Raw genomic sequence first — 7,671 nt, forward strand, 5'->3', positions numbered from 1 at the left:
GCTTAGCTCCATTTACCTCGGCGAATATTGCGACAGTCCCTGTCCGCCGCCAAATGGATATTCATATTCGATTTCTTCATCAAAAGTCACATAGTCTAAGTAGATCATTGGAAGAAGGATACGCTGACCTGTTTGCGGGTCACTCAGAATCAGGTGATCCCGTCCAGCCGCCTCAATGAGACCTTTAAATATTTTTGCGTTCCATTCCGTATTGTTTTCAAATGTTGCATATACAGTCGCAAGTTTCCCTTTGTTCAGGCGAAGAATGTTTTCGATATAGGATTGTTCAAGCGGAAGCATGCCCGGAACAGATGGAGCAGCTGCCGTGCCGCCGTTTCCGCCTCCTGCTCCTGCCCCCGGAAACATCCCGCCGCTTGCACTTGGCACGGTTCCGCCTGTTTGCATCGGCTGAAATTGTGGCTGTCCCTGAAAGCCCTGACCCATTTGGGTGCCGTCGCTAAATCGTGGCTGGTAACCATAATAAGGGTATTGACCATAATTTGATTGACTCAATTTAGTCCCTCCTAAGTATTAAAATCAGCATGTTCTATCCGCATTTTAAGAATAGACTGTCGGACAGTCCTGCGGGTTGAATTTAAAATAGAAACTCACTATTTCATTACTATGTAGGGGCATGTTTTTTTATGACCCGAAGAAAAAGAAAAACTCCCGGCCGAAGCCGGGAGTTTTCATTAAATGTGCAGGAATTTTTCTACTTTGTCTTCTTCCAGGATGTTTCCAACGAAGAAAGAGCCGAATTCGCCGAAGCGTGCACTTACTTCATCAAAGCGCATTTCATAAACAAGCTTTTTAAACTGAAGAACATCGTCAGAGAAGAGGGTCACGCCCCATTCGTAATCATCGAAGCCGACGGAGCCTGTGATGATTTGTTTGACCTTGCCTGCATACTGGCGGCCGATCATGCCATGGCTGCGCATCATATTGCGGCGGTCTTCCATCGGAAGCATGTACCAGTTATCATTGCCCTGACGGCGCTTGTCCATCGGATAGAAGCAGACATGCTTCGCTTTCGGAAGTTCAGGGTAAAGGCGAGCCAGGATCTGCGGATTCTGATATGGATCTTCTCCTGCCGGCAGATAGTTGCTCAGCTCGACAACCGACACATATGAATGAGCAGGAATCGTGAATTCAGCTAACTTCGTTTTGTTGAATTCGTTTTCAATTTCATTTAGCTCTTCCATTGTCGGTCTTAAGATCATCATCATAAAATCAGCTTTTTGGCCAACAATTGTATATAGGGCATGACTGCCGTTTTTCTCGCTTTGTGTTGTGTTCCACTTGTCCACTAGGGCCATAAATTCGTGGATCGCTGCCTGCCGCTCTTCGATGGGTGCCATTTTCCACGTTGTCCAATCAACTGTGCGGAAATCATGCAAACAATACCAGCCATCAAGCGTAACTGCTGCTTCACTCATTATAATCACTCCTAATATGTACTGAAATTCTCATCCCTACTATACCATAGTTTCTCCAATTAACATGTGTACAAAACTTGAAATGTTGAATTCATCATTGGGGTGACAGGTACCTATACCAGTTCGCCTAACTGGTATAGGTACCTGTCACCCCAAAATCCCGTTTACAAAGGGGGCATTATGGATATCTTAAAAAGGGTATAAAGCTATTAACAGAAGGATATTTATTATTGGAAATTTATCGAAAACAAAAACATTTTGTTTGTAAACGCTAACAGTGGGTGAACTCCTTGAAATTCTTAGGATGAAGAGTATTCTAAGGGAGTATATAGGAGAATTTCTATTAATTTGAACGGAAAATTAATGGTCGTAGGAGGAATTAACATGAGTGATTTATTCACAGTATTGAAAGAAAAAGTAACAGGACAGAATTTACGAATTGTTTTTCCGGAAGGACAGGATGAGCGCATTTTAGCGGCAGCAGGGAGATTGGCTGCTGAAAAAATCATCACTCCAATCCTGATTGGAAACATCACAGACATCGAAGCAAAAGCAAATGAGATGGACATCAGCCTCGAATCAGCTGAAATTTATGATCCAAACAACTTTTTAATGATGGATGAGCTTGTGGCTGCATTTGTTGAGAGACGCAAAGGCAAAGCAACAGAAGAAGATGCACGCCGGATTCTTCTTGATGAAAACTATTTCGGTACGATGCTTGTCTACGCAAATAAAGCAGACGGACTAGTGAGCGGTGCAGCACATTCGACAGCTGATACAGTGCGCCCGGCACTTCAAATCATTAAAACTAAAGAAGGCGTACGCAAAACATCTGGTGTATTCATCATGGTCCGTGAAGATGAGAAATATGTGTTTGCTGATTGTGCCATCAACATTTCGCCTGACAGCCAGGACTTGGCAGAGATTGCGATTGAAAGTGCGAAGACAGCCAGAATGTTCGATATTGAACCGCGTGTGGCTATGCTGAGCTTCTCCACAAAGGGTTCTGCCAAGTCTCCTGAAACAGAAAAGGTTTCAGAGGCACTTGAAGCGGCAAAGGTTCGCGATCCGCTATTAATCATCGATGGGGAATTCCAATTTGATGCGGCATTTGTTCCATCTGTAGCAGAGAAAAAAGCTCCGGATTCACCAATCCAGGGCGATGCGAATGTATTTGTATTCCCTAGCCTGGAAGCCGGCAACATCGGCTACAAAATTGCCCAGCGTTTAGGAAAATTTGAAGCAGTAGGTCCAATTCTTCAAGGCCTGAACCGTCCGGTTAATGACCTGTCCCGCGGCTGCAACGAGGAAGATGTCTATAAGCTTGCTTTAATTACAGCAGCTCAGGCTTTACATCAATAATAAACCATTTTAGAAGCCGGTCCCTTGTGACTGGCTTTTTTGCTATAATGGATCAGGAAATGGCCTTTGACCGATAAAAATCAAGTTTGGCCGGTGAAAGTTTCGATAAAGCTGCAGTTTAGGCCATGAATCTAACTGAGTTTGTGATTTAATAGATAAATTCTGCCGATTCACTTCAAATATCGGCAAAAGGGGATCAAATAAAGATGAATTCGCAACAAGATTTGCTTTTTCAGGAAGAATGGCGGGTCATTGACCAGTCTGCTGCGGGAATCCATTTAAATGCCCTGCACTCCTTTGGAATGGATGATACGCTCTGTGCTTCTGTCGGGGCCGGCACCGCGCCTGCCACTGCGAGAACATGGGTGCATCATAATACGATTGTACTTGGCATCCAGGATACGAAGCTTCCTTTTTTGAATGAGGGCATTCACTTTTTAAAAAGCCAGGGGTATGAAGTGATTGTCCGAAATTCCGGCGGCCTGGCCGTTGTCCTCGATCAGGGAGTCCTGAATATTTCGCTGATTTTTCCTGAAAGGGAAAAGGGGATTGACATCAACCGCGGCTATGATGCGATGTGGCTCCTCATTCAGGAGATGTTTTCCGATTTTCATAAAGAAATAGAAGCCCGGGAAATTGTTGGCTCCTATTGCCCGGGGAGCTATGATTTAAGCATTGGGGGACAGAAATTTGCAGGCATTTCGCAAAGGCGCCTCCGCAATGGGGTGGCTGTCCAGATTTATCTGTGTGTGGATGGCACTGGAAGTGAGCGGGCTGATCTGATTGGCAAATTCTATTCTCTTGCTAAACAAGAAGAACAGACGAAATTTCAATACCCTGAAATACAGCCAGCTGTCATGGCCTCACTGTCGGAATTGCTGGGGACTGAGCTGACGGTTCAGGATGTGATGCTCCGCTTCCTGCAGTCCCTGAAAAAGAAATCCGGCCGCTTTTATGCCGGGCAGCTGACAAGTGAGGAAGCAAGCCTGTTTGAGGGCTATTCCCGCCGTGTAGTGGAGCGGAATGAGAAAGTATTGGGCAGCGAATAAATAAAAGAAGAGCCACAGTCATAAATGATCTGCGGCCCTCCTTAAAAGGGATTGCTGCCATTTTCTCCTGCTCCCGATGCCGGGAAGCCTAGGCGCCAGCTGAGTATGGCGCTTTTTTCATTTCTATTCAGCGACTCTCTCCAAATTGCCGTTGCGATCCATTTTAAACTTGGACGCTGGCCTTTCTTCTTCATCAAAAAGAACAAAATTGCGGGCTCTGTTCATGATTTTCATCAGTGTCTCGTAATCTTCCTGAATGGTGACAGTATTTTGCTCGAGTTTTCCGATTTTGCGCTCAAGCTCTTCATTCTGGCTTCTGAGATCCGCATTTTCACGCTTCAATCTTTCATTCTCATTCTTTAGTATATCAAGCTGAATGCCTGAATGATTCAATGATTGCAAGTATGCGATAACGGTATCCATATCCAGCTGTGCAGGTGCAGTGTATGCCGGTGCTGAAGAGGTGTAGGATGAGACCGTTTCTGTCTGCACAGATGCTTCATCCTCTGTGCGCTCCTCGTAAAATTCTGCAGGTGACGGCGGTACAATGTCATTTGCTTGAACTGGCGATGCTTCAACCTCCTGCATAGTTGGAACTGGCGGAGAGTATAAGAGTTTCTTTTTGCCGCCCTGTTCCTTTCCTAGCATTCTTTGTCTTTGCTTGCGCTGTTTTTTGGCCAGCTGAAGCGCTTTTTCATATTGATGCCTCACCACAGCGTTCCAGCGGAATCCGCATGCCGCAGAAGTGCGGTTCAGCTTGTCTCCAACTTCCTCAAATGCATTTAACTGTGTGCTGCCTTCCCTCACATGCCGCAAAACGGTTTCTGCGAGCAATAAATCGTTTTCTTCTGTCCAAGCGTCCTGACGTACTTTCATATAACCTCAACTCCCTAATCATTACTTTTTGCTGTTGCCTTAGTTAAAGGATGGACAAACTTGGAAGATTTTATACAAAGGTGATTAAAAGGATAGTAGATTTTTTGAAAAAATTTTTTCACTAGATACGTATGGCCATTTTGTGAAGTTTACTAAGATTCACCACTCAAGTTAATGATTACAGCTTGCAATGAAGGTCGATTAGTTTTAAAATAGCCTGTAGCAGTTGGGCAGGGCAGTCCTTTATTTGAATAGGAAGGCCGTGCTGCGGACATGCTTTAACGAAGGAAGAAGATACTCTGGTGCGTAATGCGCCAGGACTATATAAAAGATTGACCGCAGAAAGGGTTGTACGAAGATGGCAAACGAATTCCGTGTTTGCGACGATTGTCAGGCAGTAAATTTGAAGACATTGATACCGCGATTGAAAGAAATAGATCCAGAGGCAAAAATTGATGTCGGCTGCCAGTCCTATTGCGGGCCAGGCCGCAAGAAAACATTTGCTTTCGTCAATAACCGTCCCCTTGCCGCACTGACGGAAGAGGAATTGATGGAGAAAATTAATAAAAAGCTGAAAAAATAAAAGTCACCCTGACTCCTGTTCTGAGGTGATTTTATTTTTTGCCCTGAGTTTAGGAGTTACCTCCGATTGGTAAATAGACTTAGGAGGCCATATTGTTTTTAGAAAAGTCGAAAAATATTTCTTTTGCCGGATAGTTGATGTATCGCGGTTTCTGTCGAATAGCCATGAAAAACAGTGAATTTTGTGATGATTTGACACCTTAATCGGGATATAATAAGTATACGCCAGAAATTGGGAACAACAGGTTCGGATTGCGTGGACACAGGAAAAGCGGAGGGTACGGAATGGCATATTCAGCGGAAAAGCTAAATGAGGAAAAAGTATTCAAGGATCCCGTTCATCGTTACATACACGTAAGGGACAGAGTCATCTGGGATTTAATCGGGACGAAAGAGTTCCAGCGCCTCAGAAGAATTAAGCAGCTTGGGACAACTTATTTGACCTTCCATGGGGCTGAGCACAGCCGCTTTAATCACTCGCTCGGAGTTTACGAGATTGTGCGCCGCATTTCCGATGATGTCTTTTTGGGGAGGCCGGAATGGGATGAAGAAGACCGCATTCTGACTTTATGCGCAGCACTTCTCCACGATTTGGGGCACGGGCCGTTCTCGCACTCTTTTGAAAAAGTATTCGATCTTGATCATGAACATTATACGAGGGCGATCATTCTCGGAGACACCGAGGTCCATAAAGTGCTTTCAAGGGTTAGTGCCGATTTTCCGCAGAAAGTGGCGGATGTGATTGCCAAAACGTCTAAAAATAAGCTGGTTGTCAGCCTGATTTCCAGTCAGATTGATGCGGACCGGATGGATTATCTGCAGCGAGATGCGTATTTTACCGGTGTCAGCTATGGCCATTTTGACATGGAGCGGATCCTGCGAGTCATGAGGCCGAGGGAAGACCAGGTCGTGATTAAGCAGAGCGGGATGCATGCCGTTGAGGATTACATAATGAGCCGCTACCAGATGTATTGGCAGGTGTATTTCCACCCGGTGACCCGCAGTGCAGAGGTCATCCTGACGAAAATCCTGCACCGTGCGAAAGATCTGCATGAACAAAACTACACATTCAAATATGATCCTATCCATTTTTATTCTTTATTCAATGGGGAGATCACTCTTGAAGATTATATAAAGCTGGATGAAGCTATTATTCTTTATTATTTTCAGATGTGGCAGGAAGAAAAGGATCCGATTCTGAAGGATCTCTGCTGCCGCTTTATGGATAGGAATTTATATAAATACGTGGAATTTGACCCGGCGAAAGAATACAAGAAGCTGGCAGAGCTGTCGGCTTTATTTATAAAGGCAGGCTTGGATCCTGAATATTACCTGGTAGTCGATTCTTCATCAGATTTGCCTTATGATTTTTACCGTCCGGGCGAGGAGGAAGAAAGATTGCCGATTCATCTGCTGATGAAAAATGGGGATATCCGCGAGCTTTCCCGTGAATCAGAGATCGTGGATGCGATTTCAGGGAAACGCCGAACGGATCATAAACTATACTTCCCAGCTGATTTTATTGCAGATGACAGCAAAAAGCCAAACATTAAAAAGCAGATTAAAATGCTGCTCGAAATCGATTAATAAGATAGATACGGGAAAAAACGGAGTAGGAGATGAAGAGCTTTGTTAAAGGATCATGCCAAACTAATGCACGCCATAGCAGTCTCTGAAGAAATCGTGGGACGGAAAAAGCTGCAGAAAATGATTTATATCGCCAAAAATATCGCCTTTCCCTTTCAGGAAAGATTCCAATTTCACTTTTACGGACCCTATTCGGAAGAACTGACATTAAGGGTCGAAGAGCTTTGTAATATGGGATTCTTAAACGAAGTAAAGGAAAAAAAGGGCGGCTACTATCAGTATCGGTATACCCTCACTGAAACGGGCAAGGAATTTTTAGGCATCAACGCAGTCGATATGCCGAGCCTCCAGGAATGCCTGCTCGATATGAATGGCCAGAATGCTAGATTTCTGGAACTTGTCTCAACGGTCCTTTATTTCAATGACCTGCCAAAAGAAGAAGTGAAAGAAAAAGTCTTTACCCTGAAAAGCAAACAGCGCTACACGGATGAAGAAGTGGAACAGGCGTATCAATATATTGAAAGCTTAAGAGAAAAAGCCGGGCTGCATTGAGTGCCTGGCTTTTTTTTGGAGGAGTATGTTTAAGGGTAGAAATCGGGTTGTTCGTGCAGGAGATTTGTTATGGGCGCTGATGGGCTTGTGCAGAGAAACCGGGTAAAGAGCATAGAAATAGTGGTATGCGCACAGAAATCGGGCTAAGCGCACAGAATCCTCTTATGCGAAAGTAAAAACGTGCTATCCGCAAATAAAACACCCACATAGAAAAAAAGCAGTCTCCA

8 protein-coding genes are annotated in these 7,671 nt (G+C 44.5%); 5 read left to right on the forward strand and 3 right to left on the reverse strand.

Annotation, left to right across the window (positions count from 1 at the left end; translation table 11 throughout):
* Nucleotides 1–12 precede the first annotated feature (12 nt).
* Together gerQ and hemQ are read right to left on the reverse strand one after the other, a co-directional pair.
* Nucleotides 13–513, reverse strand: a complete 501-nt coding sequence (gene gerQ, locus AC6CHU_RS25565; RefSeq protein WP_159863506.1) for a spore coat protein GerQ — start codon at nt 511–513, stop codon at nt 13–15.
* A 179-nt stretch (nt 514–692) separates the two neighbouring features.
* Nucleotides 693–1,436, reverse strand: coding sequence for a hydrogen peroxide-dependent heme synthase (gene hemQ, locus AC6CHU_RS25570; protein WP_251283825.1), 744 nt, complete (start codon nt 1,434–1,436; stop codon nt 693–695).
* 384 nt (nt 1,437–1,820) lie between these two features.
* Between hemQ and pta the strand changes: the two genes are divergently transcribed.
* Nucleotides 1,821–2,798: a phosphate acetyltransferase gene (pta, locus tag AC6CHU_RS25575; protein WP_498123128.1), complete on the forward strand. Its 978-nt coding sequence runs from the start codon at nt 1,821–1,823 to the stop codon at nt 2,796–2,798.
* 206 nt (nt 2,799–3,004) lie between these two features.
* Nucleotides 3,005–3,847, forward strand: a complete 843-nt coding sequence (gene lipL, locus AC6CHU_RS25580) for an octanoyl-[GcvH]:protein N-octanoyltransferase (RefSeq protein WP_159863503.1) — start codon at nt 3,005–3,007, stop codon at nt 3,845–3,847.
* 123 nt (nt 3,848–3,970) lie between these two features.
* Here lipL and AC6CHU_RS25585 read toward each other — a convergent pair whose 3' ends face one another.
* Entirely contained in the window at nt 3,971–4,723 is a 753-nt protein-coding gene (locus AC6CHU_RS25585; protein ID WP_498123130.1) for an RsfA family transcriptional regulator, read from the reverse strand.
* A gap of 358 nt (nt 4,724–5,081) precedes the next feature.
* Here AC6CHU_RS25585 and AC6CHU_RS25590 point away from each other — a divergent pair, with 358 nt between their 5' ends.
* From AC6CHU_RS25590 to AC6CHU_RS25600, 3 genes are all read left to right on the forward strand, one after another.
* The gene (locus tag AC6CHU_RS25590; protein WP_009332328.1) at nt 5,082–5,306 is read left to right on the forward strand and encodes a YuzB family protein; all 225 of its coding nucleotides are present in this window, start codon (nt 5,082–5,084) and stop codon (nt 5,304–5,306) included.
* A 284-nt stretch (nt 5,307–5,590) separates the two neighbouring features.
* The gene (locus AC6CHU_RS25595; RefSeq protein WP_159863501.1) at nt 5,591–6,892 is read left to right on the forward strand and encodes an HD domain-containing protein; all 1,302 of its coding nucleotides are present in this window, start codon (nt 5,591–5,593) and stop codon (nt 6,890–6,892) included.
* 42 nt (nt 6,893–6,934) lie between these two features.
* A complete protein-coding gene (locus tag AC6CHU_RS25600) occupies nt 6,935–7,444 on the forward strand; it encodes a YwgA family protein (protein WP_061793810.1) in 510 nt (169 codons plus the stop codon).
* Nucleotides 7,445–7,671 lie beyond the last annotated feature (227 nt).

The organism is Cytobacillus sp. GQ23, from assembly GCF_059758675.1.

Coding starts and splice junctions, on each gene's coding strand:
- hemQ (WP_251283825.1), bottom strand. CDS start 1,436: ATGAGTGAAGCAGCAGTTACGCTTGATGGCTGGTATTGTTTGCATGAT.
- AC6CHU_RS25585 (WP_498123130.1), bottom strand. CDS start 4,723: ATGAAAGTACGTCAGGACGCTTGGACAGAAGAAAACGATTTATTGCTC.
- AC6CHU_RS25595 (WP_159863501.1), top strand. CDS start 5,591: ATGGCATATTCAGCGGAAAAGCTAAATGAGGAAAAAGTATTCAAGGAT.
- AC6CHU_RS25590 (WP_009332328.1), top strand. CDS start 5,082: ATGGCAAACGAATTCCGTGTTTGCGACGATTGTCAGGCAGTAAATTTG.
- pta (WP_498123128.1), top strand. CDS start 1,821: ATGAGTGATTTATTCACAGTATTGAAAGAAAAAGTAACAGGACAGAAT.
- lipL (WP_159863503.1), top strand. CDS start 3,005: ATGAATTCGCAACAAGATTTGCTTTTTCAGGAAGAATGGCGGGTCATT.